Consider the following 15858-nt stretch of genomic DNA (forward strand, 5'->3'; position numbering starts at 1 on the left):
TATCAACGTATATACTCTAAATCTTTCACGGTGCGGTTAGGCGACAAGCAAATGAGTTGCTAGGAGCCTACTTAAGTCGGTGACTAGCGCGAATGCGCGTAGTCAACAACACCGCAACGTGAAGTATGACGAGTATAGCAGGCTGCATGGTAACGGAAAATGTTCCGTCTGACACGCCTTTGAGGAGGGAAAGATGTCAAATACACCAAAAGTGCTGGTGGTCTACGCTCACCCGGACCCCGACGAGTCTATAGCCAATAAGGCGTTACTTGATGCGGTGCGTGGTCTTGAACATGTGACCCTGCATGATTTATACGCAATTTATCCGGATTATTTTATTGATGTTACCGCGGAACAAAAATTATTGTGCCAGCACGACATCATTGTTTTTCAACATCCCCTTTATACTTATAGTTGCCCTGCATTGTTGAAAGAGTGGTTTGACCGTGTGTTAACTCGCCGTTTTGCTACCGATGTGGGGTACCAAAAATTAAAAGGCAAATACTGGCGCTCGGTGATCACCACCGGAGAGCCCGTTCATGCTTACCAACATGATGGATATAACCATTACCCACTCACAGAAATACTTCGCCCATTTGAATTGACTGCATTAATGTGTGATATGCAGTGGTTAGAACCAATCATTATTTATGCAGCTCGTCGGCAACCGAAAGAACGCTTTGAACAGCTTATCGATGATTACCGTCAATGGATGCAACAACCGCTAGGCGCGGGAGGACTATCCTAATGTCAGAACTGGGGCTATTTGAGTCCGTTATTATTTTCCTCTGTGCAGGGGTAATAATGGTGCCTATCGCACAGAAAATCCGCTTAGGTGCTGTGCTCGGTTATTTGCTTGCCGGGATCATAATTGGGCCATTTGTTTTCGGCTTTATTCATAATGTTGATGATATTTTACACTTCTCCGAGATGGGGGTCGTGTTCCTGATGTTTCTCATTGGGTTAGAGCTCAAACCTTCTAAATTATGGGAACTTAGGCGCTCGATTTTCGGTGTTGGTACGCTTCAAGTGGTTGTGACCGCTGCTATCATGGCGTCACTGTTATTTTTAGCCAAATTCTCTTGGCAAGCCGCCATTGTCGGTGGATTAGGAATGGCGATGTCATCAACGGCAATGGCGCTTCAGTTGATGAACGAAAAAGGGATGTCCAATAAAGAAAGTGGGCAACTTGGTTTCTCTGTTTTGTTATTTCAAGATATGGCCGTGATCCCGATTATGGCACTGATCCCATTGCTCGCCGGGGACACCGCAACCAGTGATTGGCAAAAAATTGGCTTGAAGGTAGTGGCATTCGCCGGCTTATGGGTCGTTGGCCGCTATTTATTACGGCCGATGTTCAGGCTTGCCGCGAAATCTGGCGTTCATGAAATTTTTACGGCTGCGGCATTGCTGGTGGTATTAGGTTCTGCGCTCATTATGGAAAGCCTTGGGTTTTCTATGGCACTGGGCACCTTTATGGCGGGAGTCATGTTAGCGGAAACTGAGTTTCGCCATGAACTAGAAATTAATATCGAGCCATTTAAAGGGTTATTATTGGGGTTATTTTTTATCTCAGTAGGTATGTCATTAAACTTAGATGTGTTATGGGCTTATTTACCACAAGTATTGATTGCTGTTGCAGTATTAGTCGGAGTCAAAGCGTTGGTGCTTTACGGCTTGAGTTTAGCGGCTCGGCTTCGAAATGGTGCAAGAGCGCAATTTTCCGGGGTACTTAGCCAAGGCGGTGAATTTGCTTTTGTGATCTATGGAACTGCCTTTGGGGCAAGTGTGATTAATGAATGGCAAATGGACTTACTGCTGGTGGTTGTCACACTTTCCATGATGACTACGCCACTTGTGATGCAACTGATAGATGCTTATTTGAACTACCGTTATAATCAACAACCCGCCTCGAGTGAAAAACCGTTTGTGGAAGACAATGACCCGCATGTTATTTTGGTCGGTTTTGGCCGCATGGGGCAAGTGGTTGGCCGTTTATTGATGGCTAACAAGGTTAAAATCACCGTGCTAGAACAAGATGTTACGGCAATTGGTACCATGCGCCGCTATGGCTATACTGTATATTATGGTGATGCGCGTGAGCTGCAATTATTGCGCTCAGCAGGAGCAGATAAAGCAAAATCTATTGTGATCACCAGTGATGTACCGGAAGAAGTGATGGAAATTGTGCAAATTTGCCAAGAAAATTTCCCTAACTTGCATATCATTGCACGTGCTAAAGGTCGTCTTGAGGCCCATGAGCTATTACAAAGTGGAGTGACTGATTTTAGCCGTGAAACATTCTCAAGCGCACTTGAATTAGGAAGCAAAGCGCTTGTTAGCACGGGGATGCATCCTCATAAAGCTTATCGCGCGAAGCAGCATTTCCGCCGTTTAGACATGAAAATGCTTAGAGATATTTACCCAGAGAATGAAAATAGTGACAGCGGGCAAATTTCACGCATTAAAGAGGCACGCCGTGAACTTAATGAGCTTTTTGAGAAAGAAATGCAAAGAGAACATCGACAGCCTCATAGCTGGAACAATGAACAATAAGGGTTAGAAATGGTTTCAACACGTAAACGCTTTATTGCTGGGGCGACGTGCCCTAAGTGCAAGTCACAAGACACATTAATGATGTGGCGTGAAGATAAAATCGATGTTGTCGAGTGTGTCAATTGCGGTGACCAACAACGCCAAGCAGGGGATGAAGCAACGGAGCATGTTAGACAAAAAGAGCAAGTTATTGGAATTTTTACACCTGAATAATAGAAATTTGTCAATTCTCAATACATCACTATAGTTTTTCGGTACAATTGGCAAAAAATTTTTCCCTTACGGGTAGTAGGAGATGTCATGAAAGTAGCAAAAGACTTGGTGGTCAGCTTGGCTTATCAAGTAAGAACAGAAGACGGTGTTTTAGTTGATGAGTCGCCAGCAAGCGCGCCAATGGACTATTTGCATGGTCGTGGGTCTTTAATTTCAGGTTTAGAAAAAGCATTAGAAGGTCGTTCTGTCGGCGAAAACTTCGATGTTGAAGTTGCTTCAGATGATGCATATGGTCAATACGATGACAACTTAGTTCAACGTGTTCCTAAAGATGTATTTATGGGCGTTGATGAGTTAGAAGTGGGTATGCGTTTCTTAGCTGACACTGACATGGGCCCAGTTCCTGTTGAAATCACAGGTATCGAAGGTGATGAAGTTATCGTTGACGGTAACCACATGTTAGCAGGTCAAAACCTGAAGTTTAATGTTGAAATCATGGCTATCCGTGAAGCAACAGAAGAAGAAATCGCACATGGCCACGTTCATGGCGCTGGCGGTCACGACCATGACCACGACCACGAAGGTGGTTGCTGTGGCGGTGGCGGTCATAGCCACGGTTCAGAAGGCGGTTGCTGTGGTGGCGGTGAAGGTCACGGGCATGGTCACAAACAAGGCGGTTGCGGCTGCCACTAATGCGCTGTATTAGTGTTTATAAAAAAAGGAAGCAAAAGCTTCCTTTTTTACGTTTAAAATCAATAGTGTGGTGGTGGTGTTTCTTCTTCAGGTCTTGCCAAGTGAGAATCTTGGGATGATTTCAGTCTTTCAGCCACAATGCGCAAATGTTCTTGCAGGCGGCTCATTTGCATTTGCTGGTCAGTAATAACCTGATTAAGTTGTTCAATAGCCAGTTCTTGAAAGGCAACTTTACTTTCTAAAAGTTCTAAACGTTGTTCAAATGTATCAGATGAGTCCATATTCGACTCTCCTTAAGCGTTTATATCGTAATTAAACCATCATAATAACTGAACATTACAAATCAATAGATAAGTTTTAGTTAAAGATATAGGCGAAGAAACGACTTTTTGTTAATGTGGTCTCAGTAGTTATTATATTTTTTTAATACTCAATGGGGTAACGGGGTCTAAACTTAAAGAGCCCTACCCATAAAACGAATAGTTCGCTATTCGAATATAATCGAAGAAAAGTTATCGGAGACTAGGATGAAATCACTGTTTAAGGCAAGCCTTTTAGCAACTACGCTAGCATTTACTTTTGCTGCTCCGCAAGTGATGGCAGCGGAAGCCAAAGCACAAAATAGCGCATTCAAAAACGCAGAAGAGCGTAATGCGTATGCATTGGGCGCATCTTTAGGTCGCTACATGCAGAATTCTTTAGAAGAACAGAAAACAATCGGTATTAATTTGGATAAAGCTCAATTACTGGCTGGTGTCCAAGATGCATTTAACGGCAAAAGCAAAATGACCGATGCAGAAGTTGAAGAAACGTTGCGTCAATTTGAAGGCCAAGTCAAAGAAGCCGCTGACAAAAAAATGAAAGACGAATCAGCAGCGAATGAGAAAAAAGGTGCTGAATATCGCGAGAAATACGCTAAAGAAAAAGGCGTAGTTAAAACCAAATCTGGCTTACTGTACAAAATTGAAAAAGACGGTACAGGGGCGAAACCTAAAGCAGATGAAACTGTCGTAGTTCACTATAAAGGTTCACTGATTGACGGTACTGAATTCGACAGCTCATATTCACGTAACGAGCCACTGACAATTCCATTAAATTCAGTTATTAAAGGCTGGACTGAAGGTCTAGTTAACCTGAAAAAAGGTGGGAAAATGCAGTTAGTGATCCCTGCTGAATTAGCTTATGGTGAAAATGGCGTGCCGGGTATCCCTGCAAATTCAACATTAGTCTTTGATGTTGAATTATTAGATATCAAACCTGCCGCGAAATAAGCACTCACAAAGTATTAGCTAAGTCTATTTTTGAGCCCAATGCATTCATGCCTTGGGCTTTTTCGTCTTTCTCATCAAAAAAAATCTCAAATTGTTTAAAACTTGTGATAAAACAGACTGTCTTGCATTCATTCGCTTGACGGCAACGTCTTGGAGTTTTAACTTCAGAAGACTCTATTTTATTTTTTATCATCACAATTGTTGGCTACAAACAAAGTAATGAAGGCCAAATAGTCGAATAATGAACGCCTTTTTAGTCAACAGGATGAGTTTTTACATTAGAAGGATGATGTTGAAATGTCTGATTCTATACAATCACACGATCTCAGCGATATTAACATATTGGATAACCAACCATTTTCTGAGACAGACCATGAAATTTTAAAATCATATGAAGCCGCGGTGGATGGTCTGGCAATGCTAATTGGTGGGCATTGTGAAATTGTTCTTCACTCTTTAGAAGATCTAAACTGCTCTGCAGTCAGAATCGCAAATGGCCAGCACACTGGGCGTAAAATCGGCTCACCGATAACAGACCTTGCGTTGAGAATGTTGCATGATATGGCAGACGAAGAATCGAATGTTTCGAAAGCTTATTTTACGAAAGCAAAAAGCGGCGACTTAATGAAATCCGTGACTATTGCCATTCGTAACCGCAAACAACGTGTGATTGGCTTACTATGCATTAATATGAACCTAGATGTGCCATTCTCTGAAATTATTCAATCGTTTGTTCCAGAAACCAAACAAGAAGTTACTTCCGATGTGAACTTCGCCTCTTCAGTTGATGATCTTGTCGCGCAAACACTCGAATATACGATTGAAGAAGTAGGCGGTGACCGTAATGTTTCTAATAATGCGAAAAATAAGCAAGTGGTTCTTAACTTATACGAAAAAGGCATTTTCGATATTAAAGATGCCATTAACCAAGTTGCAGATCGCCTGAATATTTCTAAACACACCGTGTACTTATACATTCGTCAATTTAAGAGTGGTGAATGAGTAATATCAATTCGTTAACTTATTGCTTAGTTGTGACTGGCCCCGCTTACGGTACACAACAAGCAGCAAGTGCGTATCAATTTGCAAAAGCCCTTCTTGAAGAAGGGCATATATTGAAAACACTCTTTTTTTATCGAGAGGGGGTTTTCAATGCGAACCAGCTCACATCACCGGCAACAGATGAATTTAATTTAGTTGCAGCTTGGCAGGAACTTGCAAAACAATCTGGGTGTGAAATGCATATCTGTGTTTCCGCTGCGTTACGTCGAGGAGTGGTTGACCAAGAACAAGCGCAGAGTTTATCTCTTCCAACGGCTAACCTTGCTGAGGGCTTTATCATGAGTGGGTTAGGGAGCCTTGCGGAAGCGATGATAACCACAGACCGAACGATTCAATTCTAAGAACAGCTCAATACAAGGTATCGTGTGAAAAAAATAGCTTTTGTCTTTACAACCATGCCCCATGGAAATGCCAGTGGCCGAGAAGGGCTAGATGCATTATTAGCAACTTCAGCGCTGACAGAAGACATTCAGGTGTTTTTTCTCTCTGATGGAGTCTATCAGCTTCTAGCAAACCAACACCCTGCGGAAGTGCTTGCCCGAGATTACATCGTAACATTTAAAATATTGCCGCTATATGACATTGAAAAAATTTATCTCTGCGGTGCTTCGTTACAAGAAAGAGGGTTGGGAGAGAATGGTGAATGGGTTGTGACACCAACAATTCTCAACAAGAAAGAGATCAGAGCTAAAATAGCGGAATGTGATGTGGTGCTTAATTTTTAATCTACTGTGCGAATTTTGAGCTTGGGTTAGGTTTTGATCTATAGTAGGATCTTTTCTATGCTGTATACATTAGCAACATCTCCATTTAAATGTGATTTTTCTGCGGTGCTCGGTTTTATTACGGCTGAAGACGTAGTTTTACTGATGCAGGACGGCGTGGTTGCGGCAGTCGCACAGTCGCCTTTTCTTGCGACATTACAAAAAACAGGCGCGCAATTGTATGCTTTGGATGTCGACATCAACGCTCGCGGGTTGCAAAATATCCTCTCAACCACCGTTTCTGTGATCACATATCAAGGTTTTGTGAAGCTAACAGAAGTCCAAAAACAACATTTTGCTATATAAAGGCATTAAAAGTTGTATATTTCTTGACACCTGAGCCAGTCAGCAATAAAATTTCGCGTCCTCGTGTATCGTCATGTTGGCGAACGGGGTCAAAATCCGTGTTTACGAAGCAATAAAACCAGGAGCTTTTTTAATAATGGCAACTATTAATCAGCTGGTACGCAAATCCCGTAGCTCGAAAGTTGTGAAAAGCAACGTTCCAGCACTGGAAGCTTGCCCGCAAAAACGTGGCGTATGTACTCGTGTATATACTACCACTCCTAAGAAACCAAACTCAGCATTACGTAAAGTATGCCGTGTTCGTTTAACTAACGGTTTCGAAGTTTCTTCCTACATCGGTGGTGAAGGCCACAACTTGCAGGAGCACTCCGTTATCCTTATCCGTGGTGGTCGTGTTAAAGACTTACCAGGTGTGCGTTATCACACCGTTCGCGGTGCACTGGACTGTTCTGGTGTTAAAGACCGTAAGCAAGCTCGTTCTAAATACGGCGCGAAGAAACCTAAGGCTTAATGGATTTCCGTTAAGTAAGGCCAAACATTTTAATCTTAATGTCAAAATACTCTCGTAGAGTTTTGGACAAACCTGAATTAACAACGGAGTCATATCCATGCCACGTCGTCGCGTAATAGGTCAACGTAAAATTCTTCCAGATCCTAAGTTCGGATCAGAATTACTGGCCAAATTTGTAAATATCCTGATGGTAGACGGGAAAAAATCTACTGCTGAAGCAATCGTATATAACGCACTTGAGACCCTTGCTCAGCGTTCTGGTAAAACTGAACTTGATGCATTCGAATTAGCACTGGATAACGTGCGTCCGACTGTGGAAGTTAAATCCCGCCGTGTTGGTGGTTCAACTTACCAAGTTCCAGTTGAAGTTCGCCCGGTTCGTCGTAATGCCCTGGCAATGCGTTGGATCGTTGATGCTGCTCGTAAACGCGGTGATAAATCTATGGCACTTCGCCTGGCAAATGAATTATCAGACGCTGCTGAGAACAAAGGTTCCGCTGTTAAGAAACGTGAAGACGTTCACCGTATGGCAGAAGCTAACAAGGCGTTCGCACACTACCGTTGGTAATGATTGTTTACCTACATTAGTGATGTATCTCAGGGTAGCCATTTGCTACCCTTTATATGAAGCATTGAACGCCCACGAGAGAGGAAAAAATGGCCCGTCAAACGCCCATAGCACGTTATCGTAATATCGGTATCAGTGCACACATCGACGCCGGTAAAACCACAACTTCTGAACGTATTCTGTTCTATACTGGTGTAAACCATAAAATTGGTGAAACTCACGAAGGTTCTGCAACAATGGACTGGATGGAGCAGGAGCAAGAGCGTGGTATTACTATCACATCTGCAGCGACTACTGCATTCTGGTCTGGTATGGCAAAACAGTATGAGCCACACCGTGTTAACATCATCGACACCCCAGGACACGTTGACTTCACCATCGAAGTAGAACGTTCTATGCGTGTTCTCGATGGCGCAGTAATGGTTTACTGTGCGGTTGGTGGTGTTCAGCCACAGTCTGAAACTGTATGGCGTCAGGCTAACAAATATAAAGTTCCACGTATCGCGTTCGTTAACAAAATGGACCGTATGGGTGCGAACTTCTTACGTGTTGTTGAGCAATTAAAATCACGTTTAGCAGCTAATGCAGTTCCACTGCAATTACCAGTCGGCGCAGAAGAGTCGTTCACTGGTGTTATTGACTTGCTGAAAATGAAAGCAATCAAGTGGAACGATGAAGACCAGGGCGTTACCTTCGAATACGAAGATATCCCTGCAAACATGCAAGAAGCAGCTGAAGAGTGGCACAACAACCTGATCGAAACCGCAGCAGAAGCATCAGAAGAACTGATGGAAAAATATCTGGGCGGTGAAGAACTGACTGAAGCAGAAATTAAAGCTGCATTACGTCAACGTGTTCTTGCAAGCGAAATTATCCTGGTTACCTGTGGTTCTGCATTTAAGAACAAAGGTGTTCAGGCGATGCTGGATGCTGTTATTGATTACTTACCTGCGCCAACAGATGTACCTGCAATCAATGGTATTCTGGACGATGGTAAAGACACTCCTGCTGAGCGTCACGCAAGTGATGATGAGCCATTCTCATCATTAGCATTTAAAATTGCAACCGACCCATTCGTTGGTAACTTAACGTTCTTCCGTGTTTACTCTGGTGTTGTTAACTCAGGTGACACAGTACTGAACGCAGTTAAAGCGAAGAAAGAACGTTTTGGCCGTATCGTACAGATGCACGCTAACAAACGTGAAGAGATTAAAGAAGTTCGCGCTGGTGACATCGCGGCTGCAATCGGTCTGAAAGACGTAACTACAGGTGATACTTTATGTGCTGTTGATGCACCAATCATCCTGGAGCGTATGGAATTCCCAGAGCCAGTAATCTCTGTTGCAATCGAACCAAAAACAAAAGCTGACCAAGAAAAAATGGGTATCGCATTAGGCCGTCTGGCTCAAGAAGACCCATCATTCCGCGTATCAAGTGATGAAGAGACTAATCAGACTATCATCGCTGGTATGGGTGAATTACACTTGGATGTTCTGGTTGACCGTATGCGTCGTGAATTTAAAGTTGAAGCGAACGTTGGTAAACCTCAAGTTGCTTACCGTGAAGCAATCACTATGAAAGTGACTGATATCGAAGGTAAACACGCGAAACAATCTGGTGGTCGTGGTCAGTACGGTCATGTCGTTATCGATATGTTCCCACTGAACAAAAACGATAAAGACGGCGTTCAAATGGATTACGAATTTGCCAACGACATCAAAGGTGGTGTAATTCCAACTGAATACATCCCTGCCGTTGACAAAGGTATCCAAGAGCAGCTGAAATCTGGTCCATTAGCTGGTTACCCTGTTGTTAACATGGGTGTTCGTTTACATTTCGGTTCTTACCATGATGTTGACTCCTCTGAATTGGCGTTTAAACTTGCGGCTTCAATCGCGTTTAAAGATGGCTTCAAAAAAGCTAAACCAGTTCTGCTTGAGCCAATCATGAAAGTTGAAGTGGAAACACCAGAAGACTACATGGGTGATGTTATTGGTGACCTGAACCGTCGTCGTGGTATGATTGAAGGTATGGATGACCTGCCTACTGGTAAAGTCGTTCGTGCACAAGTACCATTGTCAGAAATGTTCGGTTATGCTACTGACCTGCGTTCTCAGACACAAGGTCGTGCTTCATACTCTATGGAGTTCCTGAAGTACAATGAAGCACCAAACAACGTTGCACAAGCTGTAATCGAAGCTCGTAACGCTAAATAATCGATTTTTATCGGTTAACTACTTTAATTTAAGTTCCTTCTTTATCGTGAAGAGGGAACTCCATAAGGAATAGAGTCGTGTCTAAAGAAAAATTTGAACGTTCAAAACCGCACGTTAACGTTGGTACTATCGGCCACGTTGACCACGGTAAAACTACTCTGACAGCAGCTATCACTACTGTTCTGGCAAAAACTTACGGCGGTGCTGCTCGTGCGTTCGATCAAATCGATAACGCACCTGAAGAAAAAGCGCGTGGTATCACCATCTCTACTTCACACGTAGAATATGATACTCCAACTCGCCACTACGCACACGTAGACTGCCCAGGACACGCCGACTATGTTAAAAACATGATCACTGGTGCTGCTCAGATGGACGGTGCAATTCTGGTTGTTGCTGCGACTGATGGCCCAATGCCACAAACGCGTGAGCACATCCTGTTAGGTCGCCAAGTAGGCGTTCCTTACATCATCGTTTTCCTGAACAAATGTGACATGGTAGACGACGAAGAGCTGTTAGAATTAGTTGAAATGGAAGTTCGTGAACTTCTGTCTCAGTACGATTTCCCAGGCGATGACACTCCAGTTGTTCGCGGTTCAGCACTGAAAGCGCTGGAAGGCAACCCAGAGTGGGAAGCGAAAATTGTTGAATTAGCAGAGCACCTGGACAGCTACATCCCAGAGCCAGAGCGTGCAATTGACAAGCCATTCCTGCTGCCAATCGAAGACGTATTCTCAATCTCAGGTCGTGGTACAGTAGTAACAGGCCGTGTTGAGCGTGGTATCATCAAAGTTGGTGAAGAAGTTGAAATCGTTGGTATTCAAGACACGGTTAAAACAACTTGTACTGGCGTTGAAATGTTCCGTAAACTGCTGGACGAAGGTCGTGCGGGTGAGAACGTTGGTGTTCTGCTGCGTGGTACTAAACGTGAAGAAATTCAACGTGGTCAAGTACTGGCAAAACCAGGTTCAATCAAGCCACACACTAAATTCGAATCAGAAGTTTATATTCTGAGCAAAGATGAAGGTGGTCGTCATACTCCATTCTTCAAAGGTTACCGTCCACAGTTCTACTTCCGTACAACTGACGTAACAGGTACTATCGAACTGCCAGAAGGCGTAGAGATGGTAATGCCAGGTGATAACATCAACATGATCGTTACCCTGATCCACCCAATCGCGATGGACGACGGTTTACGTTTCGCAATCCGTGAAGGTGGCCGTACTGTAGGTGCGGGTGTTGTTGCAAAAATCATTGCATAATACCGCTCTTTCTGAATAAGAAAGAACCACTTAGTAAAAAAGGGCGTCTAATAGACGTCCTTTTTATACGTTGCAAAATTCAGACGTTGCAAAATTAAGAACCTATCTCATCAATCATTTGTATAATTATTGGTGAGATAGGCTCTGAAACAACGAATTGATAACTGTGCGGGCTACTTTGCGCAGTTATATGAGATTTATTAAGGTTTTGCTCGGAAGATATGGTATATTTTACTGCTGCCACAAAAAGAAAGTCACTTTCTTGATTGGTGTAGTTAAAAAATTTACTGAGCATGCTGAAATTCCTGCAAAATGGAATAGCACTTGTGAAATGGGTAGCACTTGTAAAGTGATAGTACTGACGTACACGTAGTACTTGCGAAATAAAATGTTACTGCAACTTGTTATTTTTGCAGAACGAATAACGCTAATTACCTCCATTAACAAGGCTAATTACTTTTTAGATCGCAGGTAATGCTATTGATATCCCTATCAAATTTTTGCAGGCTTAGTTTGTAGTAATTGAGGGATATGTTGGCATATTCTATTGGTTTGGCTTGGTTGTCTTACCTTTGTAAACAAGCAAGCTTTGTACATACTTCATGGTAACAGGTTGAATTATGAGTGCGAATAGCGAAGCTCAAGGAAGTGGACGCAGTGCAGACATCTTCAAGTGGGTCATTGTCTGTGCCTTATTAATAATTGCTATTGTTGGTAATTATTACTTCCGTCAATATAATCTCGCGCTGCGTGCTTTTGCAGTTGTGGCTGTTGTCGCTATTGCAGGTGCTGTCGCTTTATGGACCACAAAAGGTAAAGCAACACTGGCGTTTGCACGCGAAGCTCGCGTCGAGATGAGAAAAGTCATTTGGCCTACTCGCCAGGAAACATTACAAACTACTTTAATTGTTGCTGCAGTAACGGCTGTAATGTCATTAATACTGTGGGGACTAGATGGTATTCTGGTGCGTTTAGTTTCATTTATTACAAGCCTGAGGTTATTCTAAATGTCCGATTCACCTAAAAAGCGCTGGTATGTCATTCAGGCATTCTCTGGTTTTGAAGGTCGCGTAGCACAGTCTTTACGTGAACATATCAAATTACATGCTATGGAAGATTCTTTTGGCGAAGTTATGGTTCCAACAGAAGAAGTTGTTGAAATCCGTAGCGGTCAGCGCCGTAAGAGTGAACGTAAATTCTTCCCAGGCTATGTCTTAGTCCAAATGGTCATGAATGATGACTCTTGGCACTTAGTACGTAGTGTACCGCGTGTAATGGGGTTCATTGGCGGGACGTCAGATCGTCCAGCGCCAATTAGCGATAAAGAAGTTGATGCTATAATGAACCGCTTACAACAAGTTGGTGATAAACCACGTCCGAAAACATTGTTTGAACCAGGTGAAATGGTTCGCGTTAGCGAAGGCCCATTTGCTGACTTTAACGGTGTTGTTGAAGAGATTGATTATGAAAAGAGCCGCTTAAAAGTCTCTGTTTCTATCTTTGGTCGTGCAACTCCAGTCGAATTGGATTTTGGTCAGGTAGAAAAAGCCTAATCTAAACGACAAAACTGACTTGCAAAAGGCGTGAAATTTGACTACAATTTCGCGCCTTTTGTTTTTATGTTCGGCACAATTAACGTGCGGGGCATGTTTAATGTAACGGGGAGCCTTACAAACCGTAAGGCGCTATCACCCATCTAGAGGAAATATCATGGCTAAGAAAGTTCAAGCCTACGTTAAGCTGCAAGTTGCAGCTGGTATGGCGAACCCAAGTCCACCAGTTGGTCCAGCTCTGGGTCAACAAGGTGTTAACATCATGGAATTCTGTAAAGCGTTCAACGCAAAAACAGACAGCCTGGAAAAAGGTTTACCAATTCCTGTTGTTATTACTGTTTACGCAGACCGTTCTTTCACTTTCGTTACCAAAACTCCACCTGCAGCAGTTCTGCTGAAAAAAGCAGCTGGCGTTAAGTCTGGTTCAGGCAAGCCTAACAAAGATAAAGTTGGTAAAGTGACCTCTGCTCAGATTCGCGAAATCGCTGAAACTAAAGCTGCGGACATGACTGGTGCTGATCTTGACGCAATGATGCGTTCAATTGAAGGTACTGCTCGTTCCATGGGCCTGGTAGTGGAGGACTAAGACAATGGCTAAACTGACTAAGCGCATGCGCAATATCCGTGAAAAAGTTGATGCAACTAAACAGTACGACATCAACGAAGCCGTTGCACTGCTGAAAGAATTAGCAACTGCTAAATTCGTAGAAAGCGTTGACGTAGCTATCAACCTGGGCATCGATGCTCGTAAATCTGACCAAAACGTTCGCGGTGCAACTGTACTGCCACACGGTACTGGTCGTTCAGTTCGCGTTGCTGTGTTCGCACAAGGCGCAAACGCTGAAGCTGCTAAAGCTGCAGGTGCTGAACTGGTAGGTATGGAAGATCTGGCTGATAAAATCAAAGCTGGTGAAATGGACTTTGACGTTGTTATTGCTTCTCCAGATGCAATGCGCGTTGTTGGCCAATTAGGTCAAGTTCTGGGCCCACGTGGTCTGATGCCAAACCCGAAAGTTGGTACTGTAACTCCTAACGTTGCTGAAGCAGTTAACAATGCTAAAGCAGGTCAGGTTCGCTACCGTAACGACAAAAACGGAATCATCCATACCACTATCGGTAAAGTTGATTTCGACGCTGACAAACTGAAAGAAAACTTAGAAGCACTGCTGATCGCGCTGAAAAAAGCAAAACCAGCTTCTGCTAAAGGTGTTTTCATCAAGAAAGTTAGCCTGTCCACCACTATGGGTGCAGGTGTTGCTGTTGACCAAGCTGGTCTGTCAGCGACAGTTTAATTGCTATAGCTTTGGCTAATTGGTAATTAGGCTTTACCTTTGCGTCAAATTTGTATAAAATTTGACGCCTTGAGTTTGTTGGGTATAGCGATATACTCAACGAACCACGAATTTCGGTATGGAGTCTGGCCTTTCCAGACCCCGTCCAAGACCGCAGGTGTGGTTTATTAGTTATGATAGCTACTTAATTTACCTGCGTAGACGGTGACAGAGATACCTAGAATTTAATTCTGGATTCTATTCTGCTCACCGTGTTTTAGCGCTCTTACATAATGTTGTGTTTGAGTGATGTGAGTCCCGGGTTTTCCCGGTTAATCCAGGAGCAAGAAGCTAATGGCACTAAATCTTCAAGACAAACAAGCGATTGTTGCTGAAGTCAGCGAAGTAGCCAAAGGCGCGCTTTCTGCAGTTGTTGCTGATTCACGCGGCGTAACTGTAGCAAAAATGACTGAACTGCGTAAAGCAGGTCGCGAAGCAGGCGTTTATATCCGTGTTGTTCGTAACACACTGATCCGCCGTGCTGTTGAAGGTACTTCTTATGACGTACTGAAAGACGTGTTTGTCGGTCCAACCTTAATTGCTTTCTCTAACGAACACCCGGGCGCTGGCGCTCGTTTGTTCAAAGAGTTCGCGAAAGCGAATCCAGCATTTGAGATTAAAGCTGCGGCCTTTGAAGGTGAGTTAATCCAAGCGAAAGATATCGATCGTCTGGCAACTCTCCCAACTTACGATGAAGCAATCGCACGCCTGATGTCAACCATGAAAGAAGCCGCTGCAGGCAAATTGGTTCGTACTCTGGCTGCTCTGCGCGATCAGAAAGAAGCTGCATAAGCCCTTTCCTTCGTTGCTTTTTAACGTATAAACTATTTCTGAATTTTAGGAACACTTGTTATGTCTATCACTAAAGACCAAATCCTTGATGCAGTTGCAGAAATGTCTGTAATGGACGTTGTTGAACTGATTACTATGATGGAAGAAAAATTCGGCGTTTCTGCTGCTGCAGCTGTTGCTGTTGCTGCGGGCCCAGCTGAAGCTGCTGAAGAAAAAACTGAATTTGACGTTGTACTGTCAGCTGTTGGCGGTAACAAAGTTGCAGTTATCAAAGCAGTTCGTGGCGCAACCGGTCTTGGCCTGAAAGAAGCTAAAGATATGGTAGAGTCTGCTCCAGCGACCATCAAAGAAGGCGCGAGCAAAGACGAAGCTGAAGCTCTGAAAAAATCTCTTGAAGAAGCAGGCGCTTCTGTTGAACTTAAATAAGTTCAATTGCAAGAACGCAGCCTAATCTAATTAGGCTGATGGCTGGTGATTTTTTAATCACCAGCCTTTTTGCGCTGTAAAGCGTGATGGGTGTTAACAGCTTTTCACGCAGTTTTAATGTTAACAACAACCCTCCAATACTTCTTTCTATTGACGACTTAATATACTGTGTTCTTCGCTACGACCCGCTCGGGTAGCTCGGTAGCAAAAGTAACGCAATGAAATGATTTAAGAGTAATAGCAATGAGTATTAAGGAAAGTATTCATTTTCCGTTTCTTATAAAAAACGCGTTGCGGTTCAGTCTCTTATACTAAGAGCTAACCACTTGGGTCA

At 43.4% G+C, this 15858-nt stretch carries 21 protein-coding genes; 19 read left to right on the plus strand and 2 right to left on the minus strand.

The annotated features are described in order from the left end of the window. The first annotated feature begins 193 nt into the window (after positions 1-193). The 4 genes from kefG (at position 194) to slyD (ending at position 3462) form a co-directional block, all read left to right on the plus strand. Complete coding sequence (kefG, locus tag M0M83_RS01675) at positions 194-748, plus strand: glutathione-regulated potassium-efflux system ancillary protein KefG (RefSeq protein ID WP_125895223.1); 555 nt, start codon at positions 194-196, stop codon at positions 746-748. After that, a complete protein-coding gene (gene kefB, locus M0M83_RS01680; RefSeq protein WP_213914625.1) occupies positions 748-2556 on the plus strand; it encodes a glutathione-regulated potassium-efflux system protein KefB in 1809 nt (602 codons plus the stop codon). The genes kefG and kefB overlap by 1 nt, the downstream gene beginning before the upstream one ends. A 9-nt stretch (positions 2557-2565) precedes the next feature. Next, complete coding sequence (locus M0M83_RS01685; protein ID WP_125895220.1) at positions 2566-2769, plus strand: YheV family putative zinc ribbon protein; 204 nt, start codon at positions 2566-2568, stop codon at positions 2767-2769. 87 nt (positions 2770-2856) lie between these two features. Then, a complete protein-coding gene (gene slyD / locus M0M83_RS01690; RefSeq protein WP_004262508.1) occupies positions 2857-3462 on the plus strand; it encodes a peptidylprolyl isomerase in 606 nt (201 codons plus the stop codon). Positions 3463-3521: 59 nt separating this feature from the next. On the opposite strand, the gene M0M83_RS01695 is transcribed toward slyD, so the two are convergent. After that, entirely contained in the window at positions 3522-3743 is a 222-nt protein-coding gene (locus tag M0M83_RS01695; protein ID WP_004262507.1) for a SlyX family protein, read from the minus strand. Between the two features lie 246 nt (positions 3744-3989). Here M0M83_RS01695 and fkpA point away from each other — a divergent pair, with 246 nt between their 5' ends. The 9 genes from fkpA (at position 3990) to tuf (ending at position 11422) form a co-directional block, all read left to right on the plus strand. Continuing rightward, positions 3990-4733, plus strand: a complete 744-nt coding sequence (gene fkpA, locus M0M83_RS01700) for an FKBP-type peptidyl-prolyl cis-trans isomerase (RefSeq protein ID WP_248467457.1) — start codon at positions 3990-3992, stop codon at positions 4731-4733. A gap of 297 nt (positions 4734-5030) precedes the next feature. Next, entirely contained in the window at positions 5031-5735 is a 705-nt protein-coding gene (locus M0M83_RS01705; RefSeq protein WP_004262503.1) for a helix-turn-helix transcriptional regulator, read from the plus strand. Then, positions 5732-6136, plus strand: coding sequence for a sulfurtransferase complex subunit TusD (tusD, locus tag M0M83_RS01710; protein WP_213914627.1), 405 nt, complete (start codon positions 5732-5734; stop codon positions 6134-6136). The genes M0M83_RS01705 and tusD overlap by 4 nt, the downstream gene beginning before the upstream one ends. 54 nt (positions 6137-6190) lie before the next feature. Then, the gene (gene tusC / locus M0M83_RS01715) at positions 6191-6520 is read left to right on the plus strand and encodes a sulfurtransferase complex subunit TusC (protein ID WP_241098780.1); all 330 of its coding nucleotides are present in this window, start codon (positions 6191-6193) and stop codon (positions 6518-6520) included. A 57-nt stretch (positions 6521-6577) separates the two neighbouring features. Continuing rightward, positions 6578-6865, plus strand: coding sequence for a sulfurtransferase complex subunit TusB (gene tusB / locus M0M83_RS01720; RefSeq protein ID WP_125895214.1), 288 nt, complete (start codon positions 6578-6580; stop codon positions 6863-6865). A 136-nt stretch (positions 6866-7001) separates the two neighbouring features. Beyond that, positions 7002-7376 carry a 30S ribosomal protein S12 gene (gene rpsL / locus M0M83_RS01725; protein ID WP_004265905.1) on the plus strand — a complete coding sequence of 125 codons (375 nt, stop codon included), beginning with the start codon at positions 7002-7004 and terminating at the stop codon, positions 7374-7376. A gap of 97 nt (positions 7377-7473) precedes the next feature. Further along, entirely contained in the window at positions 7474-7944 is a 471-nt protein-coding gene (gene rpsG / locus M0M83_RS01730; protein WP_004262486.1) for a 30S ribosomal protein S7, read from the plus strand. Positions 7945-8033: 89 nt separating this feature from the next. Further along, on the plus strand, positions 8034-10160 hold the full coding sequence (fusA, locus tag M0M83_RS01735; protein WP_125895212.1) for an elongation factor G: 2127 nt from the start codon (positions 8034-8036) through the stop codon (positions 10158-10160). A 77-nt stretch (positions 10161-10237) separates the two neighbouring features. Further along, positions 10238-11422, plus strand: coding sequence for an elongation factor Tu (tuf, locus tag M0M83_RS01740; RefSeq protein ID WP_217748398.1), 1185 nt, complete (start codon positions 10238-10240; stop codon positions 11420-11422). A gap of 94 nt (positions 11423-11516) precedes the next feature. Here tuf and M0M83_RS01745 read toward each other — a convergent pair whose 3' ends face one another. Beyond that, positions 11517-11717 (minus strand): hypothetical protein, encoded by a 201-nt coding sequence (locus M0M83_RS01745; protein ID WP_125895081.1) that lies wholly within the window; start codon positions 11715-11717, stop codon positions 11517-11519. Positions 11718-12042: 325 nt separating this feature from the next. On the opposite strand from M0M83_RS01745, the gene secE reads away from it, so the two are divergent. The 6 genes from secE to rplL all read left to right on the plus strand — a co-directional run bounded on the left by secE (position 12043) and on the right by rplL (position 15524). Beyond that, positions 12043-12429 carry a preprotein translocase subunit SecE gene (gene secE / locus M0M83_RS01750; RefSeq protein ID WP_004265885.1) on the plus strand — a complete coding sequence of 129 codons (387 nt, stop codon included), beginning with the start codon at positions 12043-12045 and terminating at the stop codon, positions 12427-12429. After that, positions 12430-12975, plus strand: a complete 546-nt coding sequence (gene nusG, locus M0M83_RS01755; protein WP_004264378.1) for a transcription termination/antitermination protein NusG — start codon at positions 12430-12432, stop codon at positions 12973-12975. Between the two features lie 157 nt (positions 12976-13132). After that, entirely contained in the window at positions 13133-13561 is a 429-nt protein-coding gene (gene rplK / locus M0M83_RS01760; protein WP_125895083.1) for a 50S ribosomal protein L11, read from the plus strand. Between the two features lie 4 nt (positions 13562-13565). Beyond that, a complete protein-coding gene (gene rplA, locus M0M83_RS01765) occupies positions 13566-14267 on the plus strand; it encodes a 50S ribosomal protein L1 (protein WP_125895085.1) in 702 nt (233 codons plus the stop codon). Positions 14268-14600: 333 nt separating this feature from the next. Beyond that, positions 14601-15098: a 50S ribosomal protein L10 gene (gene rplJ, locus M0M83_RS01770; protein WP_004264381.1), complete on the plus strand. Its 498-nt coding sequence runs from the start codon at positions 14601-14603 to the stop codon at positions 15096-15098. Between the two features lie 60 nt (positions 15099-15158). Then, complete coding sequence (rplL, locus tag M0M83_RS01775; RefSeq protein WP_004264384.1) at positions 15159-15524, plus strand: 50S ribosomal protein L7/L12; 366 nt, start codon at positions 15159-15161, stop codon at positions 15522-15524. The last annotated feature ends 334 nt before the right edge of the window (positions 15525-15858 follow it).

It is taken from the genome of Providencia rettgeri (genome assembly GCF_023205015.1).
Lineage (GTDB): Bacteria > Pseudomonadota > Gammaproteobacteria > Enterobacterales > Enterobacteriaceae > Providencia > Providencia rettgeri_E.

Coding starts and splice junctions, on each gene's coding strand:
- kefG (WP_125895223.1), top strand. CDS start 194: ATGTCAAATACACCAAAAGTGCTGGTGGTCTACGCTCACCCGGACCCC.
- kefB (WP_213914625.1), top strand. CDS start 748: ATGTCAGAACTGGGGCTATTTGAGTCCGTTATTATTTTCCTCTGTGCA.
- M0M83_RS01685 (WP_125895220.1), top strand. CDS start 2,566: ATGGTTTCAACACGTAAACGCTTTATTGCTGGGGCGACGTGCCCTAAG.
- slyD (WP_004262508.1), top strand. CDS start 2,857: ATGAAAGTAGCAAAAGACTTGGTGGTCAGCTTGGCTTATCAAGTAAGA.
- M0M83_RS01695 (WP_004262507.1), bottom strand. CDS start 3,743: ATGGACTCATCTGATACATTTGAACAACGTTTAGAACTTTTAGAAAGT.
- fkpA (WP_248467457.1), top strand. CDS start 3,990: ATGAAATCACTGTTTAAGGCAAGCCTTTTAGCAACTACGCTAGCATTT.
- M0M83_RS01705 (WP_004262503.1), top strand. CDS start 5,031: ATGTCTGATTCTATACAATCACACGATCTCAGCGATATTAACATATTG.
- tusD (WP_213914627.1), top strand. CDS start 5,732: ATGAGTAATATCAATTCGTTAACTTATTGCTTAGTTGTGACTGGCCCC.
- tusC (WP_241098780.1), top strand. CDS start 6,191: ATGCCCCATGGAAATGCCAGTGGCCGAGAAGGGCTAGATGCATTATTA.
- tusB (WP_125895214.1), top strand. CDS start 6,578: ATGCTGTATACATTAGCAACATCTCCATTTAAATGTGATTTTTCTGCG.
- rpsL (WP_004265905.1), top strand. CDS start 7,002: ATGGCAACTATTAATCAGCTGGTACGCAAATCCCGTAGCTCGAAAGTT.
- rpsG (WP_004262486.1), top strand. CDS start 7,474: ATGCCACGTCGTCGCGTAATAGGTCAACGTAAAATTCTTCCAGATCCT.
- fusA (WP_125895212.1), top strand. CDS start 8,034: ATGGCCCGTCAAACGCCCATAGCACGTTATCGTAATATCGGTATCAGT.
- M0M83_RS01745 (WP_125895081.1), bottom strand. CDS start 11,717: ATGCTCAGTAAATTTTTTAACTACACCAATCAAGAAAGTGACTTTCTT.
- secE (WP_004265885.1), top strand. CDS start 12,043: ATGAGTGCGAATAGCGAAGCTCAAGGAAGTGGACGCAGTGCAGACATC.
- nusG (WP_004264378.1), top strand. CDS start 12,430: ATGTCCGATTCACCTAAAAAGCGCTGGTATGTCATTCAGGCATTCTCT.
- rplK (WP_125895083.1), top strand. CDS start 13,133: ATGGCTAAGAAAGTTCAAGCCTACGTTAAGCTGCAAGTTGCAGCTGGT.
- rplA (WP_125895085.1), top strand. CDS start 13,566: ATGGCTAAACTGACTAAGCGCATGCGCAATATCCGTGAAAAAGTTGAT.
- rplJ (WP_004264381.1), top strand. CDS start 14,601: ATGGCACTAAATCTTCAAGACAAACAAGCGATTGTTGCTGAAGTCAGC.
- rplL (WP_004264384.1), top strand. CDS start 15,159: ATGTCTATCACTAAAGACCAAATCCTTGATGCAGTTGCAGAAATGTCT.